Origin of the sequence: Corallococcus sp. AB045 (genome assembly GCF_003668895.1) — a bacterium.
Taxonomy (GTDB): Bacteria; Myxococcota; Myxococcia; order Myxococcales; family Myxococcaceae; genus Corallococcus; species Corallococcus coralloides.
In genome coordinates this window covers 1-16,657 of record NZ_RAWN01000200.1, presented here as the reverse complement: position 1 = coordinate 16,657, position 16,657 = coordinate 1, and the positions used below count along the sequence as shown (strand labels likewise).

Below are 16,657 nucleotides of genomic sequence, written 5' to 3'. Positions count from 1 at the left end.
GGGCGGGGCAATCACCTCCAGGCCGTAGAAGGCGCGCTCGCTCTCGGTGAGCTGGACGTTGATGGGTTGGACGGGCTGTCCGTCCACCAACTGGAGGAAGAGCGCCTCGCCCTCGTCGGCGCGGATGCCGCGCAGCCGGCGGCTGGCTCCGAGCACGCGGTACTCCGAACCGCGCGTCATGCCGATGCCGTCCCAGGCGAGCCAGCCCACGCTGCACCACTGCACGTCCTGGCGCGCGTCTCTGACCCAGGCGCAGAGCCGGTCCAGCGCCTCGTTCGCCGCGCCGTAGTCCGCCTGTCCATCGTTGCCGATGTAGCTGAACGCGGAGGTCAGGACATGGAAGGGCACGGGAGCCGGGAGGCGGCGAGCGCAGGCCTCGCGCAGGTTGCGGAGTCCCACCAGCTTGGTGTCCAGCGTGCTCCGGAGCTCCGTGAGCCGGCGGCGGTGGAGCTTCTTGGAGACCTGCGTGCCCGCGCCATGGACCACCAGGTCGAGCCGCCCGTGTTCGCGGATCAGCTCCTCCACCACGCGGTCCACGTCCTCGGGGCGGGTGACGTCCGCGGCGCGGTAGGTCATCTGGCCGGGAAGCCGCATGAGTCCATCGAGCGTGGCCCGCAGCTCACGTACGGCCAGGTGGCGTTCGAAGCGTGCACGCAGCGCGGGCATGCGCACCGACCTGTCACGGGCGAGCTCGGAGGCATAGAACTCGCGCTCCACGGCGCCCAGTTCCTCGTCGCGTGCCTGGAGCACGCGCTCGGGAGCATCGGAAGGGTCGCTGCGGCCCAGGAGGACGACCTTGCAGCCGTACCGCTTGAGCAGCGCTCCGGCGAGGACGGCCGTCACGCCGCGTCCACCACCCGTGAGCAGGACCACCGAGTGGGAGTCGAGCGTGACGCCGGGACGCGCCGGAACGTCCGTCGGCTGGAGCAGCCGGACGCAACGGACGGAGCCATCGAAGCAGACCTCCACGGGCGCGGTGTCGTCACCGGTGCCCAGCTCGGACGCGACGTGGTTGAGCGCCATGCGGAGCGGGAGCGGACCCGTGGCGATGGCACGGATGCCACGCGCTGGAACCTCGCGGCCCAGGGACTTGAGCAGGCCGGCGAAGAGGCCGGTGACAGGGTGCAGCGTCCGGCGAGCACCGACGCCGCCGATGCACAGGCTCGCCATCGTCACGGTGCCGGCGGACAGTCCTTCATAGGCGCGGCGGGCGGACAGGAAGAGCAACTCCAGCGCCTCGTGGCGCAGGGCCGTGTCCGCGACGACGGAGGACTCGCTCTCCTTGGATGACATGCGGCACACCGCGACGATGACCTGAGGCTCGAAGCCAAGCGCATCCAGGCCCGCCTCCGCGGTCTCCTCCCGTGTCAGGTCGATGCCATGGATCCGCGCTCCCGCATCGGATGCGCCCGAGTGGAGGATGCGGAACTCAGGGCCGCAGATGTCGTGGGCCTGGGCCGAAAGCTCACGGGCCACGGCTTCGTCTTGAGCGATGAACAGCACCCGCCGACCGCGCAGTTGCGACACTCCGGTCGTCAGTGCCGGGCGCTCGACGAGCACCGGCGCGTGGTAGCGGATGGGCGCCGAGTGGTCGAAGCCGTCGGATGCCTCCGGGATGGAGGTGGCGGATGCGGTGACCGTTGCGATGGCTCCTGGTGCAAATGGAGCGCTAGGCCCACGGACATCCAAGGTGCCCGCCTCCGGACCGGAGCGGCCCAAACCTGTCCGACTGTCGGACAAGTTCCCGTGGCCCGGCTGAAGGGGGAGCCCCTCCCGGCCGACCGGGTTCTCCAAACCTGTCCGACTGTCGGACAAGTTTCCGTGGCCCGGCTGGAGCAGCAGCCCCTCGGGCCCAGCCCGGTCCAAACCTGTCCGACTGTCGGACAAGTTTCCGTGGCTCGGCTGGAGCGGCAGCCCCTCCGGCCCGGTGTGGTCCAAACCTGTCCGACTGTCCGACAAGTTTCCGTGGCTCGGCTGGAGCGGCAGCCCCTCCGGCGCGGCGTGGTCCAAACCTGTCCGACTGTCCGACAAGTTTCCGTGGCTCGGCTGGAGCAGCAGCCCCTCCGGCCCGGTGTGGTCCAAACCTGTCCGACTGTCCGACAGGTTTCCGGTGCTTGGGCGGCGCGGCTGCGTCCAATCCATCGCAGGTGATGCAGGGAGACCGGAGGTGCGCGTCAGTTCGCGTGCGTCAGCGCGGGCCGGTCCAACCGGGTTGTCCAAACTTGTCCGACTGTCGGACAGGTTCGTGCGGTCCGGCTGAAGGGGGAGCCCCTCCCGGCCGACCGGGTTGTCCAAACTTGTCCGACTGTCGGACAGGTTCGTGCGGTCCGCCGCCGACGGGGCGGTCCTGCTGAGGTCTCGATTCTCAGCACTGGAGACGGAAGGCATGCCCGAGGACCTGGCGGATCTCTCCAGTTCGCGGCGCTCCGCGGACGGAGACCTTGCCGCCACTGCTTGTTCCTTCGGTGCTCCAGGCCGGGCGCTGAGGCCAAGCTGAAGCTGGAGGACCAGCCGTGTGCCGGTCGCGGCATCCGGATGGAAGCGCAGCGTGATGGCCTGCCCCTCAGCGGCGGCCCGCACCGCGTTCAGCACCTCCTGTGCTTCCCGAGCGGAGTGGGGCGGCAACGTGACGCCCGGCCCTGCGCCGGAGCCAGCCTCTTCGGACATCCTCAGATGGCACAGTGGCTTCAGGCCGTGCGCTTCCGCCTTCGCTGCCGTGGTCACCGCCAACATCGTCATGCCCTCTTCGGGCGCGGACACAGCGGGGCCTTCCCCGGGCCTCTTCACATGGGCGCTGCCCACGAGCACCAGCTCGAAGCCGCTGTTTATCAGGGCGCTCGATGCCCGCAGCGATGCGGCCAGCGTGCCGGCCCCCGCATCCACCACGAAGTTCGGTCCCTTGGTGTCGAGCGCCCCCGCCACCCGTCCCGGCGTGACGTTGGGCATCATCCCCTGGAGCGTGTACGGCCCGGACGGTCGCAGCGCGCCCACTGCCGCATGGAGCCGGTCCACCAGCGGCAGCAGCCGCGCGGAGTCCGGAGCCCGCTGGATGTTCTCGCGCAGCCTGCGCCGCGTGGAGTCCGCAAGCACTCGCTGCGTGGCCTCCACGCCCCGGCGCGTCTTGCCCTCCAACCCCAGGACGATGGCCGTCCCCGTGCGCAGCGAATCGAACGCCCCGAGCTTCTTCACGACGTCGCTCGCGACGATGAGGCCCAGGTGCTGCGTGAGGTCCATGTCCTCGGTGATGTCCGGCAACAGCCGCACGGACGCGGGCAGACGCATCGCCTTGGCGTCGAAACGCACCTCCGGGAACATCCCCTCCGCGGCCACCACCACCAGCTCTTCGCCCATGGAAGGCACGGCCCTGGCGCGCGGCGCGAGCGGACCTCCCCGGTACTCCTCCAACACCAGGTGCGCATTCGTGCCGCCGAAGCCGAAGCCGTTCGTGGCCGCACGGCGCGGATGGTCCCCGTTTTCCGGCCACGGCTGCTCCCGTGTGCTCACCTCGAAGTCCGGCCCGAGCGCTCGCAGGCCCGTGCCTGGACGATCGAAGTGGGACTGCGGCGGGAAGCTCCGGTGCTCCAGCGCCTTGCACAGCTTGATGACCGAAGCCGCACCCGCGGCCCACCCCACATGGCCGATCAACGCCTTCACGCTCGCGAGCTGGAGGCCCTTCCGCTTGCCTCCGAAGACGCGGCCAATCGACTGCAACTCGGTGGTGTCTCCGGCCGGCGTGGCCGTTCCGTGCGCTTCGATGTACTGGATGGACGCCGGTTCAACGCCCGCTGTCGCGTAGCACGCCTCCATCGCGGCCACCTGTCCGTCCGCTCGCGGGACGTTGGCGGAGCTGCTGCGCCCGTCGCTGGAGAGCCCCGCGCCACGGATGACCGCGTGGACCTTCATCCCCGCGGAGACGGCATCCTCCAGGCGCATCAGGCCGACCACTCCCGCGCCCTCGCCGAAGATGACGCCATCCGCTCGCTCGTCGAACGGCCGGCTCCCTGTCGCGGACAGTCCCTTGAACTGGGAGAACAGACAGCTGTTGCCCGGACCCGGAGAGAACACCCCGCCCGCGAGCACCAGGTCGGCCTCGCCGCGCTCCAGCGCCTTCATCCCCAGCGCGATGGCGTAGAGCGAAGAGGCACACGCCGCGTCCAGCAGTACCGTGGACACGCTCGGGCCCACCACGTCCGTCACCACCGACTGGAGGGTGGGGTGCGGTGCCAGTTCGGAGGACGTCGCGGTGACACCCAGCGCCTCACGCATCAACGCGGAGAACTCTCGCGCCATCTCGCCCCGAGCACGCAGCAGGGACTCTCCCGCTTCCACGCACAGCGCGTCGTCGTACTCGGGCGAGCCGTCCGCGGTGGATCCGAGCAGGCACTGGATGCGTCCAGGCGCACGCGGCGCGGTGGACCGCAAGGTTTCCATCGCCTGACTGAGCGCGATGGCCAGCAACCGCTGCTCACGGCCATAGCGCTGGAAGCGGTCCGGCGTGATTCCCGGAGGCGAAACGAGGTCGCTGTCCAGGACCCGCCCGGTGAGCAGCGTGTACGTGCGGTCCGGAGTCACCGCCGGACCCACGAAGTCCACGACCTGATCCGGATGGCTCACCCCAGTGTCGACGATGCCGCTGATGCCCCGCTGGATGTTCCGCCAGTACGTCTCCGGATCCTTCGCGCCACCCGGAAGCATGCAGCCCAATGACACCACAGCGATGGCCGGAGCCACGGGCGCTGCATCCCGAGCGACCGGCGCACTCTCGGGCAGCGAACGGTCCACGGACGTCAGCGTCACGGACGTGTCCTTGGGAAGGATCCGCTGGACGATGCGCGTCAGCCGTCCCCCCGTGCCGCAGTCCACGAACCGAGCGCAGCCCGCGCCCACCAACGTCTCCACCGCGCCCGGAAAGTCGAAGGGACGCACCAGGTGGGACGCGAGCGCCCCCGCCAGCTCGGACCCACCACGTCCGTACACCCGCCGCTCGATGGGCGAATAGATGGGCCCGCGTGCAGGATGCACCGTCAGGTCCGCGAGGCTCGTGCGGAACGCGGTGACCGCGGGCGCCAGGCTCGGGTGGTGGAACGGGTAGCGGCTGGCGATGAACGTGAAGCCCTTGCCCTGCCGCTCCAGGAACTCGCGCAACCGCTCCAGTTCCTCACGAGGCCCCGCGACCACGGTCTGCCGCGAGTGATTGCGGCCCGCGACCTCCAGCGTCCTGGCCCCACTCTCCGCCACGGCCCGGACGGTTTCCGAGTCCGACAGGGCGACCGCCGCGAGCGTGCCCAGGTCGTCCGGCACCGTCTGGAGTGCCCGGATGCGACGGCACACCACCGCCGCGCCCGTGCGCAGATCCATGGCTCCGGCCGCGGTCATCGCCGCGATCTCCCCGAAGCTGTGCCCCACGAACACGTCCGGCCGGGTGCCCTGACGCTCCATCCACCGCGCCCCCAGCACCCCGGACAGGAAGATGCCGAGCTGATCCAACAGCGGCGCCGCGTCCAATACCCGGCCCACCTGGGCGACGTCCTCCGCCGCGAGCAACGGCCCCACGTCGATGCCCTGCGAACGGCAGGCCTCCGACACCGCCAGCAGTTCGTCACGTAGCTCCGGCTGGAGCGCCTTCAACTGGAGGAAGAGGGCAGGCTCGAAAGTGCCCTGTCCCGCGAACAGGAACGCGGTGGCGTTGGTCGGCAGCTGAAGGCCGGGCACCGGCTCGGGAATGCGGACCATCCGCGAAACGCCGCGCGGAGCGGTGTCCGCCAGCAGCGTCCGCGCCAGCTCGCGCACGGCCTCCGGGAACAAGGCCTGGACGCCTCCACCGCCCTGCAACGCGAGGTCGCGGAAGCTCTTCGTGCCCGCCGGCTCATGCAGTGCCGCCAGCGATTCGAAGCTGCGCTGGAAGGACTGCGGGAACGCGCGCAGCGTCCCTTGCCGGTCCGCGCAGAGCACGGTCTGGTAGCCGCAGGCCACCGGCGTTCCGTCACTCTTCAACGTGCGGAAGCAGAAGCGCAGGGACACCTCTCCGCGCTCCTCCAGCGACGTCAGGATGATCAGCCGGTCCCCCAGCGCCGCCGGGGCGAGGTTGCGCGAATAGCCCTCGTAGGTGAGCAGGAGCACCTGGTCGAAGTCGCGCCGGAATTCGGGCTCCTCGAAGGCGTGCGGGCTGAAGAGCAGGTGCTCCCGGCCGGCGCACTGGAACTTGAAGTTGGTGAGGAAGTGATGGCTCCCGTAGGCCATCGTGTCGTCGAAGTGGATGTCGTACGGGACAGCGAAGAAGTCCATGGTGATGGCTCCTGGAAGGTGAGGGGTCAGGACGCGCGCGCGGCCGGCAGCAGGCCGTCCACGGTTCCGGAGAGGCCGGCGTCCACCACCCAGATGGCGCCATTCACACGCTGGGTCTTCGGCCCCAGCAGCAGCTCGGTCACATCCGCGACGTCGTCCGCGGTGCACAGCCGTCCACCGGGCGTCGCGGACTCCCAGCGTGCGACGCGCTCCGGCGCGTCCGGGAACATCCCCAGCAGGTCCCCGTGCACGGGCCCGGCGGACACGCAGTTGGTGCGGATTCCCTCCGGCGCCAGCTCCGCGGCCAGGTAGCGCGTGAGGGACTCCACGCCCGCCTTCACCACGCCCTGGCAACCCAGGTCGTGCATGTACCGCTGAGACATGGACGTGGACATGGTGACGATGCTCCCGCCCCCACGCGCGGCCATCAGCGGGCGGGCGCGCATCGCGCACTCGTAGGTGCCGGTGATGCAGGTGCGGAACGCCTTGTCCCAATCCCGGGGCGCGATGCGGTCGAACGGACCAATGAGCCCGTTGGACGCGTTGCACACGAGCAGGTCGAGCCCGCCCAGTTGCTCGCGGATCGCCGCGAACATCCGCTCCAGGTGCTCCTCCTGCGCGACGGAGCCCCATAGGTGGACCGCCCTGCCACCCGCGTCGACGATGTCCCGCGCCGTCTTCTCCCCGTCCTCACGGGAGTGGAACGAGTTGACGACCACCGTCGCGCCCGCGTGAGCCAGCCGCGTCGCGATGACCCGGCCGATGCCTTTCCCCGAGCCCGTGACGAGCGCGACCTTCCCCTCGAACGGCAGCTCCGTGCGCGACGGAACAGGCAAGGGCGCCGCGTGGACGGGAGCGCGAGGCCTGGCTTCCACGACGGGCGGCGCGGCTGGCAGCAGCGCACGGGCCGCGTCGGTGATGGCGGCCATCGTGCGCAGGCGCTGCGACGGCTTCGGCGCGTCGCCCAGCCCCAGTTCCTTCATGAGCACGGCCATCACCTCCGCCTGCTTCACGGAGTCGATGCCCAGCTCGTCCTCCAGGTCCGCGTGCGGCGTGAGCAGTTCCTCCGGATAGCGCGTCACACGCGCGAACACGGCGCGCACGCGCGGCAGGAGGTCCAGCGTGGCCGGAGCACCGGTGCTCGCCTTCGCTTCACCGATGCTCGCTTTCACTTCGACGACAGCGGGAACAGGCGTGACGTGGAGCGACGGTCCGGGCTCCGTGCCCAGCGCCTCCGTCACCGCCCCAGCGATGGCGCCGAGCGTGCGTGCCTTCCCGTTTCGGGGCAGCCGGTCCGGCGGCAGCTGGAACTCACGAGCGATGACCGCGGCGATCTCCGCGAGCTTCACGGAGTCGATGCCCAGCTCGTCCTCGAGCTGCGCATGCTCCGTCAGGATGTCCAGCGGATACCGCGTGACGGACGCGGCGCACTGCCGCACCTGCTCCAGGATGTTCGAAGGCGTGGATGTATGGGATTGAGGAGAACGCGCGGACATGATGGCCCCTGTCGTTTCAATGCGTGACGGGGCCGACTGTAATTGGGGGTCTGACACGTGCCGCGAAGCGACGTGCACAGCTCGCAGCAATCAAGGAGGGAGGGAAGACTCCTCGTGCGCGGGAATACGCGCGCCTTGTTCGCGAGCCGTGCGAGCACGCCGCCATCCCAGCCACAGGGGAATGATCAGCGACGGCAGCGTGAGCAGATCCGTGATGTCCACCGTGTGCACCGTGGGACGGACCGAGGGAATGCGCGCGCCCCCGAGCACCGCACGCAGCGCGTAGAAGGGCCACTGCAGCGCGCCCAGCGCCCAGCGCCACGCATCCCCCGCGTCCGAGGAAAGCTTCGTCGCGCCGAAGCACAGCCCCGTCAGCACGACCGCTCCCACGAGCACCCGGAACGACGGACGGAATTCCCGCGCGCGGCGCTGGAACGCCTGCTCCCACAGCGCCTGGAGGAGCACCGGGAACATCGCGAGCCCGGCGACGTCGGAGAGCTTCCCCGTCCACCATGACGGCCAGCGCGCCTTGAACACGTGGTCGTTCAGCACGAGCAGCACCACGGCCACGAGCACCGCCGGGTGCAGGAGGCCGCTGGCCGGAAAGGGCTTCGTCCCGGTGGATGTCCCGCCCGCGTGCATGGGGGCACTGTCACATTCGCGGCCGGGACATGGGAAGCCTCGTGATTGCGAGGGTTTGGGAGACTCGGCGGGAAAATAAAAAGGCCGTGTCGATTTTCCCCAGGCCCATTCGTTGCGTCCCTGAAGGCAGGAGAAGCACACCCCCCGCGGCCCGACGGCGCGCGGCAGGAGACACGACCATGCGCTTCATGATCATCCGCAGGGCGGACAAGGACACCGAAGCCGGCGTGCTCCCGGACGAGAAGCTGCTGGCCGCCATGGGCGCCTACAACGAGGAGATGGTGAAGGCGGGCATGATGCTCCAGGGCGAGGGCCTGCATCCCAGCAGCAAGGGCGCCCGCGTGAAGTTCACGAACGGCAAGCCGGCCATCCTCGACGGTCCCTTCGCGGAGACGAAGGAGCTCATCGCCGGCTTCACCCTCATCCAGGTCAAGTCGCGAGAGGAGGCCCTGGCGTGGCTCAAGCGCTGGCCGTCCATGGACGCGGGCGGCAACGTGGAGCTGGAGCTGCGGCAGGTCTTCGAGGACGACGACTTCGGCGCCGAGTTCACCCCCGAGCTGCGGGAACAGGAAGCGCGCATCCGCGAGCAGGCCGCGAAGAACCTCCGCTAGTCACGATGGCGCCTCCGCGTGACATAGGCTGCCGCGCTTCCAGGGCCGGAGCGAAGGCAGGTGCAGCGATGTTCCAGCGGATGGTGCTGCTGCTGTGCGTGGTGTGTCTCATGGCGTGCGGAGGCAAGCGGGTGCCCACGGGGCCGGGCTCGCCGCCGGACCGGCTCGATGACGGCTGGGCCGTGGCCTCCTTCGAGGACACGGGCGTGCAGCGCTCGTGGTTCGACGCGCTGGAGCACGACGTGTCCGAAGGCACGGTGGAGGCGCCGGACGCGGTGCTCGTCGCGCGCGGGGGCCAGCTCGTCTACGAGCGCTACTGGAACGACTTCACGCGAGAGAAGGCGCACGACCTGAGGTCCGCCACGAAGAGCGTCACGTCGCTGCTGGTGGGCATGGCGCACGAGCGCGGCCTGCTGCCGGACCTGGACGCGCCCGTGCTCCCGCTCCTGCCGCACCTGGCGCCGGTGAAGAACGCGGATCCGCGCAAGGAGCGCATCACGTTGCGCCACCTGCTCCAGATGCGCTCCGGGCTGTCGTGCGACGACTGGGACCCCGAGTCCCCCGGCAACGAAGAGCGGATGTACGACACGGACGAATGGGCCCGCTTCATCGTGGACGTGCCCATGCGCGACGAGCCCGGCGCCGTGACGCGCTACTGCACGGGCGGCGTGGTGCTGCTGGGCGCAGTGCTGGAGCACGTCAGCGGACGCTCCATCACGGACCTGTTGCGCGAGTGGCTGTTCACGCCGATGCAGGTCCAGGACGTCACCTGGCAGCCCGCGGGCAAGAAGGGCACGGACACCGGCGGCCACCTGCGCCTGCGTCCGCGCGACTTCCTCAAGGTGGGGCAGCTGATGCTCGACGGCGGCTCGTGGCAGGGCGAGCGCCGGGTCTCCGAGGCGTGGGTGACAGAGTCCGGCAAGGCGCTGGGGCCGCTGGGCGATGCGAACTACGGGCTCCTGTGGTGGAGCGCCCGCTTCGTCATCCAGGGCACACCGGTGGAGGTGTCCTTCGCGCGGGGCAACGGGGGGCAGTACGTCTTCGTCGCGCCTTCGCTGGGCGTCACCGCGGCCTTCACCGGCAGCCACTATAATGATGCGGGCTCGGCGCTCCCCCTGGTCCTGTTCGGACAGTACGTGCTGCCGGCGGCGCTCGGGCTGGAGCGGCCGGGGGCTCGGGGAGGCGGCTGAGCCGTCAGGCCTCGTGTCCTCCGCCAGACGGTGGAGGCCCGGGACGCATCTGGATTCCGACGGGGCGGTGCGCTTCGTGGATGACCGCGCGCTGACGGGTGGGCAACGTCCGCCCTGGCATGGCACCTCCGAAAGCACCGCGTTCCCGCAAGACCCCCGACCCCTCCGGCTTCGTCCGGGTCCGGGGCGCCCGCGAACACAACCTGAAGCACGTGGACGTGGACATCCCTCGCGACGCGCTGGTGGTCTTCACCGGCGTGTCGGGCTCCGGCAAGTCGTCGCTGGCGTTCGGGACGCTCTACGCGGAGGCGCAGCGGCGCTACTTCGAATCCGTGGCCCCGTATGCACGGCGCCTGATTGATCAGGTGGGCGTACCGGAGGTGGACTCCATCGACGGACTGCCACCGGCGGTGGCGCTCCAGCAGCACCGGGGCGCGCCGACGTCTCGCTCGTCGGTGGGCAGCGTGACGACGCTGTCGAACTCCGTGCGCATGCTGTACTCGCGCGCGGGCAACTACCCGCCGAAGCTGGAGCGGCTGGACTCGGACGCGTTCTCTCCGAACACGCCCGCGGGCGCGTGCCCCAAGTGCCACGGCATCGGCCGCGTGTTCGAAGTCACCGAGCGCTCCATGGTGCCGGATGACTCCCTGAGCATCCGCGAGCGCGCCGTCGCCGCGTGGCCCCCCGCGTGGCACGGCCAGAACCTGCGCGACATCCTGGTGACGCTTGGGTACGACATCGACAAGCCCTGGCGCGACCTGCCGAAGAAGGACCGCCAGTGGATCCTCTTCACCGACGAGCAGCCCACCGTCCCCGTCTACGCGGGCTTCACGTCCGCGGAGGTGAAGCGGGCCATGGCCCGCAAGGAGACGCCCAGCTACATGGGCACCTTCACGGGCGCGAAGCGCTACGTGATGACCACCTTCGCGACCACCCAGAGCGCGATGATGAAGAAGCGCGTCGCCCGGTACATGGTCGCCAGCGACTGCTCGCTGTGCGAGGGCAAGCGCCTGAAGCGCGAGTCCCTGTCCGTGACGTTCGCGGGCCGCGACATCGGCGAGCTGTCCCGCCTGCCGCTGGAGCAGGTCGCGGAGCTGATCAAACCCACGGCGGAAGGGAAGGGGAAGGACGCGGACGTCATGGCCCGCGAGCACCCGGAGAAGCTCATCGTCGCCCAGCGCATCACCAAGGACCTGCTCGCGCGCATCCAGGTGCTGACGGACCTGGGCCTGGGCTACCTGTCGCTGGAGCGCAGTACGCCCACGCTGTCGCCGGGTGAGTTGCAGCGGCTGCGGCTGGCCACGCAGGTGCGCTCCAACCTCTTCGGCGTGGTGTACGTGATGGACGAACCGTCCGCCGGCCTGCACCCCGCGGACACGGAGTCGCTGCTCACGGCGTTGGATCGGCTGAAGGAGGCGGGCAACTCGCTGTTCGTGGTGGAGCATGAGGTGGACGTCATCCGCCACGCGGATTGGATCGTCGACGTGGGCCCCGCCGCCGGTGAGCACGGCGGGCGGGTGCTCTACAGCGGCGTGCCGGAAGGGCTCGCGAAGGTGGAGGCATCCCGCACGCGGCGCTACCTCTTCGAGGAGGAGGCCCTGCGCCGCCGCGAGCCCCGGAAGCCCACCGGGCGGCTGCGCCTGGAGGGCGTGAAGCGCAACAACCTGCGCGGGCTGGCCATGGACTTCCCGCTGGGCGTCTTCACCACGGTGACGGGCGTGTCCGGCTCCGGCAAGTCCAGTCTGGTGAGTCAGGCGCTGGTGGAGCTGGTGGCGGGACGGCTGGGCCAGACGCTGGCGCCGGAAGAAGAGGAGGGCGAGCCGCTGGACCGCGAGCCGGTGCTGGCGAGCGAGGGCCACATCAAGGAGGGGATGGAGGCCATCCGCCGGCTGGTGACGGTGGACCAGAAGCCCATCGGCCGCACGCCGCGCTCCAACCTGGCGACGTACACGGGCCTCTTCGACCACGTGCGCAAGCTGTTCGCGGCGACGCCGCTGTCGAAGTCGCGCAAGTACGGCGCGGGGCGCTTCTCCTTCAACACGGCGGGAGGCCGCTGCGACACGTGCGAGGGCGAAGGCTTCGTGAGCGTGGAGCTGCTCTTCCTACCCAGCGTGTACGCGCCGTGTCCCACGTGCCACGGCACCCGCTACAACGCGAAGACGCTGGAGGTGCGCTACCGCGAGAAGAACATCGCCGACGTACTGGGGCTGACGGTGGACGGCGCCTTCGACTTCTTCACCGAAGAGCCGCCGCTCCAGCGAGCCCTCAAGGTGCTGCGAGACGTGGGCCTGGGCTACCTGCGCCTGGGCCAGCCCGCGACGGAGCTGTCCGGAGGCGAGGCCCAGCGCATCAAGCTGGCCACGGAGCTCCAGCGCACCCAGCACGGCGACACGCTCTACGTGCTGGACGAACCCACCACGGGCCTGCACCCGGCGGACGTGGACAAGCTGATGACGCAGCTGGAAGGACTGGTGGACGCGGGCAACACGGTCATCGTCGTGGAGCACGACCTGCGTGTCATCGCCGCCAGCGACCACGTCATCGACGTGGGGCCCGGCGCGGGCAACGCCGGAGGCCGCGTGGTGGCGCAGGGCACGCCGGAGCAGGTGGCGAAGGTGAAGGAGAGCCGCACCGCGCCTTATCTGGCGCGGGTGCTCAGATGACGTAGGGGGACGGCGCGCTCAGTCGTCCTTGCCGTCATGGTGGCTGCCGTCGTCGTCGTCGTCCTCGCCTCCGTTGCGGTCGTGGTCGTCGAACGCGTCGATGGACTTCTGGAGGTTGTTCTCCAGCTCCGACCGGGCGCTGGACTCGCGCGGGTCGAGCCGCTTGCCGTCCTTGTCGGTGAACCAGCCGCTCGGGTCGATGTTGAAGGTCACGTTCTGGTCGTCACCCTCGGCGATCTCGAAGCTCACCTTGCGCTCCTGCTCCACGCGGAGGCTGGAGACGAACTGGAAGGGCTCGCCGTCGATGTGGCCGTCAATGATGAGCGACGCGCCCTGATCCGCCAGTTCCTTCAAGCCGCCTGTGGCGTTCGCGGGATCGACCTTGCCGATGTCGAATTCGATCTCGTCGTAGGTGCCGACATCCACGGAGATGTCCTGCAGGCGCACCAGCTGGCCTTCCAGTGCCGTGCCGGACAGGTCGATGAGGAACGACCCCGTGCGCTGCTTGTGCTCGCTCTTGTCGTCGGTCCCCGCGTCGGTCCCTGCGTCGGAGTCGTCGTCGGAGCTGTCGTCATGGTGGCCTTCACGCTTGAGCTCCAGCTCGCGCACCGACAGCCGCACCCGATCCACGGTGATTCCATTGGAGAGCTCCAGCCGCTGGCTGGACGTGCGCGTCAGGGCCGAACCCGTGACCGCGCTCCCCATCCGCGTGCTCAACCCCACCGACGACGTGCTGTTACCGCACGCGGACAGCCACATGAGGGACGCGAACAGACCGATGAAACGACGCATGACGTGTGTCTCCTGGTTCCGGTGGGGGATGCCGGGCCCGTGGACTCGCACCGGCCGTGCGATGCCCGCCCGTCATCCCTTCCGCTGAAGGAAAGGAGTCCGGCCGCGAAAAACGGCCACGGGCGGGATTTTCCGCGCGGATTTCCGGAGGGAGGCCCGGGGAATCGGCCGGGCGGGCGTGGCCGGAAAAGCCCCCCGTGACTCCATCCCTGGGGACGGAGTACTGAACAGGGGTCATGGCTTGCATCCTCTCACCTGGACCGGCATCGCCTCGGCGGGCTTGCCCCGGCACGCGGCCGTCGCGCGCGTGCGCGAAGCGCGTGGGGATGGAGAGGGCGTCGTGACGGAGCAGGAGCTGGCGGACTGCATCCGTCGGGCGGCGCGAGGGGAACAGTCCGCGTGCGGTCAGCTCTACCAGCGCTTCCACGGGGCCGTGCGACGCGTGGCCCAGGGTTCGGGCGTCCTGGGCGCGGCGGAGGTGGAGGACGCGGTGCAGGAGACGTTCGTGCGCGCCTTCCGCGAGCTGCCCCGGCTCCAGCATCCGCGCGCGTTCAGCGGCTGGCTGCTGACCATCGCGCGGCATCACGCCTACGCGCTCAGCCGGGGCGCGAAGGCCCGGGCCCGCGTGGAGGAGGACCTGGCGCGCGAACTGGACACCGTCGCGCCCGCGCTGCCTCCGTCATTGACGCTGGAGCGCCGCGTGGCCGTGGTGCGCGCGCTCATCGAAGGGCTGCCCGAGGGCCCGGAGAAGGAGACTGCCCGCCTCTTCTATCTGGAGGGCGAGCTGAGCGCGCGGGAGATCGCCGACCGGCTGGGGCTGGGAAAGAGCGCGGTGACGATGCGGTTGGAGCGCTTCCGGGCCCGCGTGAAGCGCGAGCTGCTGGCGCGGCTCCTGGCCGCGGAGGTGGGCTGAACCATGGGCGCGAGCGACAGACATCTGGATGTGGAGTCCGCGAAGCAGCTCGAACGGCGCGAGCCCGAAGCGGTGCGCTACTTCGCCGAACACCTCTCGCATCCCTGTGAGACGTGCGAGGCGTTCCTCGCGCGAGACGACGCGGAGCCCGGCGAACTTCGGGGGGTGGATGCGCTGGCGGACGAAGCGCTCGTCGCGGCCTCGGACCGTCCCGTCCGGGAGGACGCGGTCGGTTGGGCGCGGGTGCGCCGGAAGCTGCGAGCGCCCCAGAGGGCATGGCTGACCGGAGGATTGGGAGCAGTGGCCGCCGCGGTCCTCCTGGCGCTCGTGGTGCGTCCGGGGACCGGAGGGCCGGGCAGCGTGGAGCCGCCCTCGCAGCGCATCAAGGGCACCGCGCCCCTGGCGTTGGAGCTCACGGCGGTGGCGCGATTGCCGGCTGGCGAGGTGCGTGCGGTCGCCGGGGACGCGGTGCTTCCGCCCGAAGCCGTGGTGCTGCTGCGCTACCACGCCAGTGAGTCCGCGGACGCACTGCTGGTGCGCGAAGCCCCTGGTGTGCCGCCGCAGGTGCTGGGCCGTCATGTGTTGACGCCGGGCACGCACGACCTGCGCGACGGCGAGGACCTGGCCGGCGTGTCCCTGGAGGACGAGCGCGGACCCGTGACGCTGGTGCTGGTCGCCTGGCCGCACGGTGAACAGGGGAACGCGGCGCTGGAGGCGGTGCGCGTCAGCGGACAGGTTCCTCCAGACGCGGCCCAGGCCCGCCTTCGCTTGAAGGTGGAGTCGGGGCATGCTGCTCCCTGAGGAGCCGCGCGTGTCCCGCCTGCTGTTCATCCCCGTGATGCTGGCGCTGGTGGTGCTCGGCGCGTGCCGCTCCGTGGAGCCGCGGGAGAAGGGCCGCGCGGTGCGGGTGCGCCTGGATGATGGCGTGCTGGCCTCGGCGCAGGAGGGTGAACGGCACGCGCTGCTCATCGGCATCTCCGCGTACACGGACCCCGCATGGAACGGGCTGCGCTACGCGGCGAAGGACGCGGACGACCTGGGCCGCGTGCTGGCGGATCCGGTGCGCGGGGGCTTCCGCTCCGTGACGGTGCTCACGCGGCCCGAGCAGACGACGCGCACGTCGGTGCTCGCCGCGCTTCAGGCTCTGGAGGCGCGTCCCTGGCGGCCCCAGGACACGGTGGTCGTGTACGTGTCCGGGCATGGCTCGCTGGCGCGCGACGTGAGGGGCGAGCTTCAGCGCTATCTGGTGACGTCCGATACCCGCTACCGGGACGTGGCCGGCACGGGGCTGGACATGGCCACGCTGGAACAGTCGCTGGAGCGGCTGGGGTCGCGGCGGCGCGTGCTGGTGCTGGCCACCTGTCACAGCGGCACGGGCAAGTCGCTGCTGCCGCCGGAGGTCCGCGACGAGCTCGCGCACACCAAGGCGTCCTTCCTGCCGCAGCCCCTGGAGGCCGCGAGCCGCGCCTCGCTGGTTCTGTCCGCCAGCGACTGGGGCGAGGCCGCGCGCGAGGACGACGCGCTGGCCAATGACATCTACACGCACTTCCTCATCCAGGCGCTCGACGGAAGCGGCGACCGCAACCGCGACGGCGCGGTGAGCGCCACCGAGGCCCACGACTGGGCCCGACGCAACACCTGGGCCTATACGGAAGGCCGCCAGCGCCCCAGCGCGCAGATATTGGAAGTGGGCGCGGATCCGGTGCTGCTCTCCGGCTCATTGCAGCGACCGGGGCAGCCAGAGGTCTTCTCCTACAGCGCGAGGCTGGAGGGCTTCACGCTCAAGGTGGACGGCCACGACGCGGGCGAGCTGCCCGGAGGCGTGGTGGTGCCAGAGGGCCGGCGGAAGCTGGAGCTGCGCAAGGGCGGCCAGGTGTTGTGGGAGGACACCGTGGCGCTGCGCTCCGGCGAGCGGCGCGAACTGGAGGCGTTCCTGCGCCCCATGGCGGACGGGCCCAAGCGCACGGTGACGCTGGGCGGTGGCGTGCTCGGCTTCCTGGATGGACAGAGCCGCGAGCAGGTGCTTCCTGCGTCAGCGCAGGCGGGCGTGGGGCTGGGTTGGGAG

10 protein-coding genes are annotated in these 16,657 nt (G+C 70.3%); 6 read left to right on the top strand and 4 right to left on the bottom strand.

Features of this window, described 5'->3' with window-relative positions:
* The 3 genes from D7Y21_RS33395 to D7Y21_RS33385 form a co-directional block, all read right to left on the bottom strand.
* Positions 1 to 6,285 (bottom strand): type I polyketide synthase (locus D7Y21_RS33395; RefSeq protein WP_233612378.1); only part of this gene is annotated, 6,285 nt, incomplete at its 3' end.
* 26 nt (positions 6,286 to 6,311) lie between these two features.
* Complete coding sequence (locus D7Y21_RS33390; protein WP_121717832.1) at positions 6,312 to 7,781, bottom strand: SDR family oxidoreductase; 1,470 nt, start codon at positions 7,779 to 7,781, stop codon at positions 6,312 to 6,314.
* A 90-nt stretch (positions 7,782 to 7,871) separates the two neighbouring features.
* Positions 7,872 to 8,423, bottom strand: coding sequence for a hypothetical protein (locus D7Y21_RS33385; RefSeq protein ID WP_121717831.1), 552 nt, complete (start codon positions 8,421 to 8,423; stop codon positions 7,872 to 7,874).
* A 179-nt stretch (positions 8,424 to 8,602) separates the two neighbouring features.
* Between D7Y21_RS33385 and D7Y21_RS33380 the strand changes: the two genes are divergently transcribed.
* From D7Y21_RS33380 to uvrA, 3 genes are all read left to right on the top strand, one after another.
* Positions 8,603 to 9,034: a YciI family protein gene (locus D7Y21_RS33380; RefSeq protein ID WP_121717830.1), complete on the top strand. Its 432-nt coding sequence runs from the start codon at positions 8,603 to 8,605 to the stop codon at positions 9,032 to 9,034.
* Between the two features lie 68 nt (positions 9,035 to 9,102).
* On the top strand, positions 9,103 to 10,224 hold the full coding sequence (locus D7Y21_RS33375; protein ID WP_121717829.1) for a serine hydrolase: 1,122 nt from the start codon (positions 9,103 to 9,105) through the stop codon (positions 10,222 to 10,224).
* Between the two features lie 119 nt (positions 10,225 to 10,343).
* Positions 10,344 to 12,887 (top strand): excinuclease ABC subunit UvrA, encoded by a 2,544-nt coding sequence (gene uvrA / locus D7Y21_RS33370; protein ID WP_121717833.1) that lies wholly within the window; start codon positions 10,344 to 10,346, stop codon positions 12,885 to 12,887.
* Between the two features lie 18 nt (positions 12,888 to 12,905).
* On the opposite strand, the gene D7Y21_RS33365 is transcribed toward uvrA, so the two are convergent.
* Positions 12,906 to 13,679, bottom strand: a complete 774-nt coding sequence (locus D7Y21_RS33365) for a hypothetical protein (protein WP_121717828.1) — start codon at positions 13,677 to 13,679, stop codon at positions 12,906 to 12,908.
* A gap of 241 nt (positions 13,680 to 13,920) precedes the next feature.
* On the opposite strand from D7Y21_RS33365, the gene D7Y21_RS33360 reads away from it, so the two are divergent.
* The 3 genes from D7Y21_RS33360 to D7Y21_RS33350 all read left to right on the top strand — a co-directional run.
* On the top strand, positions 13,921 to 14,592 hold the full coding sequence (locus D7Y21_RS33360) for an RNA polymerase sigma factor (protein ID WP_120563817.1): 672 nt from the start codon (positions 13,921 to 13,923) through the stop codon (positions 14,590 to 14,592).
* Between the two features lie 3 nt (positions 14,593 to 14,595).
* The gene (locus tag D7Y21_RS33355) at positions 14,596 to 15,393 is read left to right on the top strand and encodes a hypothetical protein (protein ID WP_121717827.1); all 798 of its coding nucleotides are present in this window, start codon (positions 14,596 to 14,598) and stop codon (positions 15,391 to 15,393) included.
* On the top strand, positions 15,380 to 16,657 hold a 1,278-nt coding region (locus D7Y21_RS33350; RefSeq protein ID WP_147469446.1), incomplete at its 3' end, for a caspase family protein. The genes D7Y21_RS33355 and D7Y21_RS33350, both read left to right, overlap by 14 nt.

Excerpts from the sequence above, each read along its gene's own strand:
- D7Y21_RS33375 (WP_121717829.1), top strand. The coding sequence starts at position 9,103 with ATGTTCCAGCGGATGGTGCTGCTGCTGTGCGTGGTGTGTCTCATGGCG.
- D7Y21_RS33380 (WP_121717830.1), top strand. The coding sequence starts at position 8,603 with ATGCGCTTCATGATCATCCGCAGGGCGGACAAGGACACCGAAGCCGGC.
- uvrA (WP_121717833.1), top strand. The coding sequence starts at position 10,344 with ATGGCACCTCCGAAAGCACCGCGTTCCCGCAAGACCCCCGACCCCTCC.
- D7Y21_RS33385 (WP_121717831.1), bottom strand. The coding sequence starts at position 8,423 with ATGCACGCGGGCGGGACATCCACCGGGACGAAGCCCTTTCCGGCCAGC.
- D7Y21_RS33365 (WP_121717828.1), bottom strand. The coding sequence starts at position 13,679 with ATGCGTCGTTTCATCGGTCTGTTCGCGTCCCTCATGTGGCTGTCCGCG.
- D7Y21_RS33390 (WP_121717832.1), bottom strand. The coding sequence starts at position 7,781 with ATGTCCGCGCGTTCTCCTCAATCCCATACATCCACGCCTTCGAACATC.
- D7Y21_RS33355 (WP_121717827.1), top strand. The coding sequence starts at position 14,596 with ATGGGCGCGAGCGACAGACATCTGGATGTGGAGTCCGCGAAGCAGCTC.